The organism is Candidatus Aquicultor sp., from assembly GCF_054640775.1.
Window position 1 is genome coordinate 1 of sequence record NZ_JBTSLF010000264.1, and the last position, 3,076, is coordinate 3,076.

At 32.0% G+C, this 3,076-nt stretch carries 4 protein-coding genes; 1 reads left to right on the plus strand and 3 read right to left on the minus strand.

Annotated elements, in window-relative coordinates:
* Both ACYC56_RS13845 and ACYC56_RS13850 read right to left on the minus strand, forming a co-directional pair.
* The coding region (locus tag ACYC56_RS13845) for an MJ1255/VC2487 family glycosyltransferase (protein WP_461374759.1) at positions 1–876 on the minus strand (876 nt) is incomplete at its 3' end.
* A gap of 156 nt (positions 877–1,032) precedes the next feature.
* Positions 1,033–1,596 (minus strand): REP-associated tyrosine transposase, encoded by a 564-nt coding sequence (locus ACYC56_RS13850; protein ID WP_461374760.1) that lies wholly within the window; start codon positions 1,594–1,596, stop codon positions 1,033–1,035.
* A gap of 28 nt (positions 1,597–1,624) precedes the next feature.
* Here ACYC56_RS13850 and ACYC56_RS13855 point away from each other — a divergent pair, with 28 nt between their 5' ends.
* On the plus strand, positions 1,625–1,807 hold the full coding sequence (locus ACYC56_RS13855) for a hypothetical protein (RefSeq protein ID WP_461374761.1): 183 nt from the start codon (positions 1,625–1,627) through the stop codon (positions 1,805–1,807).
* Between the two features lie 18 nt (positions 1,808–1,825).
* Here ACYC56_RS13855 and ACYC56_RS13860 read toward each other — a convergent pair.
* A partial coding sequence (locus ACYC56_RS13860; protein WP_461374762.1) for a PDZ domain-containing protein occupies positions 1,826–3,076 on the minus strand: 1,251 nt, incomplete at its 5' end.

Sequence of the window (3,076 nt, forward strand, 5' to 3'; positions counted from 1 at the left end):
ATTCATATATTGCTCAAACTGATTTGTTACAGGAAACGAGCAAATAGGTTTATGAAGATATACAGCCTCACTTATTAATGAATAACCACCATTAGAAATAATTGCTTTTGATGTAGCTAAATCATTAATAAAACCTGTTTCGCTGAATTTTTTTAACGTGCAATTTCCATTTATTTCATCAACATTACAGCCATAAACAAGAAATTTTTCACTTTCAACTTCATTTAAAACATTGATAAGATTTTGCTGACTCGACGAAGTTTGATAAACTAAAATATGATTTTTAGTTTCGGTTTTTGCATTAATTATTTCATCTCTTAATATTGGCGGAATAAAAACAGTATTATCCTTTGCAATTTCTGCATCAAAAAAGGTTGACAGTAAATAATTGTCGCAATCAGGAACGCGATATTTGCATATTGTTTTTGCTAAATTATAATTAAATTTTTCTTCGGATGGAATTTTAATATCGAGCTTACAACGGCTTAAAACTTGAATGTTATCTACATCAATTATTGGAATTTTTAAATATTTTCCATATAAATATGCCGAGGTTTCAAAATCGGTTATAACAATATCCGGAGTAAATTCTTTGTTAATCTTTTTATACACTTTAAAGTTCTCAAATAAATCGTGTGGCGACTTTTTTAATATTGCCTGAAAAGTTTTAAGTTTCTCAACTCCACCGTCTTTATAAACAAAGTTTAATCCTTTTATTTCATAAACTCTATTTGGAAATTGTTTATTCAAAAACTCAAAAGCTCTGTTACTTGAAACAATTCTGACATCATGGTTTTCGAGCAAATGAGTAATTATAACCTTGCTTCGAGTAGCATGTCCCATTCCCTCACCTGGTACGCCATACAGTATTTTCATATATTTGTTATGTTTAATTCAAAAACAAACCCTATTATACCACTTATATTCACTCGCTCGCATCTTGCGAGTGAGTTTTCCGTTTCACAAACTCGCATCTTGCGAGTGAGTATTTTTTTTGCCTCTGGCATTTTAATTCCATCATATTTGTGTAAATTACAATTCGAGGACTTTCAGCGGACTGTCTATACAAGCACTACTATAAAGATAAGCGGAAGCCTCTGTTACTATTCCTGCCTTTACTGGATTTTCATGAATATAATTTTGTTTTTGTAAAATAACTTCATTACTATATAATAGTGTTGGATGATTGGTATATTGCCACAAGTGATAATTGCTGTATTTTTTATTTTGCTTTGCAAATTCATGAAATAGATTCAGCATCCAATCCTTTCTACTTTCCTGCAAATTATTTTCTACTGCTTTTAACAATTCTTTTGAAGTATAACTTTTAAACCTTCCCAATAAATCTGTTAAATCTTTTTCTTTTTCCTGCTCTTGCTCGCATACTGCAAGCGAACATCGCCTGCAAATTAAATGCAAGTGATTAGTCATAATTACATAACAATATATTTCAAGATTTTCTTTTTGTTGGCAATATTGCAGGTTTTGTACTATAATATCTTTATAAATGGAACGCGTAAAAAGATCAATCCATCCCACAACGGAAAGAGTTACAAAAAACAATTCGTTTAATGTTGTTTTACGAAATTCGCTCATAATTTAAATAAATGTTTTTCAAATAAGTATGGCAAGATGCCAAAGATATTATCACTCGCAAGATGCGAGCGATAGCTTTGAGAAAGATACGAGCGATAGCTTTGAGAAAGATACGAGCGATAGCTTTGAGAAAGATGCGAGCGATAGCTTTGAGAAAGATACGAGCGATTGTATGGAATATAATGCGAGTGAGCATAATTTTCGCCTCTAGCATTTTTTATATTACATTTTACTTACTTTTATCTGGAAATGCAGGTATTTTACCTTTTTCTTGTGGTTTATTTATTAAATCGAGCATTATTAACTCAATTGCTTTATTTAATTGTTCATCTTCGCCAGCAAATTCTTTTGCAGGGTCGTTATCAATAATAATATCAGGGTCAACACCATGACCTTCAATAATCCAATCACTACCATCGGCAGCATAATGACCAAATTCTGGTTTATTCAAAAAGCCACCGTCAACAAATGGCAACGAACCTCTAATACCAACCACACCACCCCATGTACGAACTCCAACAATTTTACCTAATCCCATTTTCCTAAATTGAAATGGGAACAAATCGCCATCTGAAGCTGAGTAATTATTTACTAATAAAATTTTTGGTCCTAACATCATTTGCTCAGGATTGGTATTTCCTTCAATTTGGTTACGAGCCATTCCCATAAATGCAAGTTCACGGCGTAATCGTTCAATTATCATGGTCGAAACATTACCACCACCATTGCCTCTATCGTCAATAATTAACGCCTTTTTAGCTAATTGCGGATAAAAATATTTCGAAAATTCTACAAGTCCTTCGGGTCCCATGTCAGGAATATGAACATATCCAACTTCATTATTTGTAGCTTTGCTTACTTTATTTATATTATCTTGCACCCAGTTATAATAATATAAAGGATTTTCGTCTTTAATTGGTATTACAATAACTTTTCGTGATGCAGTTTCTGATGCAGTTGTTGATATAGAAAGTTCGGTTTCTTTATCGGCAGTATTAAATAACAAGGTGTAAATATCAACAACATTTTTAGTTGATTTACCATTTACAGCAGTAATAAAATTGCCTTCATTAATATTTAAGCCAACTTCGGCAAGTGGCGAACGCAATGCTTTATCCCAATTTTGTCCTTTTAAAATTTTATTTATTTTAAAATAACCCGAAGCATCTTTTATTAAGTTTGCACCTAACAAACCTGTATATATTTTTTCAGTTACTGGTTTATCGCCACCTCCAGTATATGCATGTCCAATACTTAATTCACCAATTAGTTCTCCAATTAAATAATTTAAATCGTTTCGGTTGCTAACATTAGGCAACATAACAGCGTATTTATCGTGCTTTTTTTTCCAATCGACACCATGCATTTTTGGGTCGTAAAAGAAATCACGCATCTGCCGCCATGCTTCGTCATAAATTTGTTTCCATTCTGCTTTGTTATCAATTAATACACTCATATTAGAGAACTCAATATTTTTATC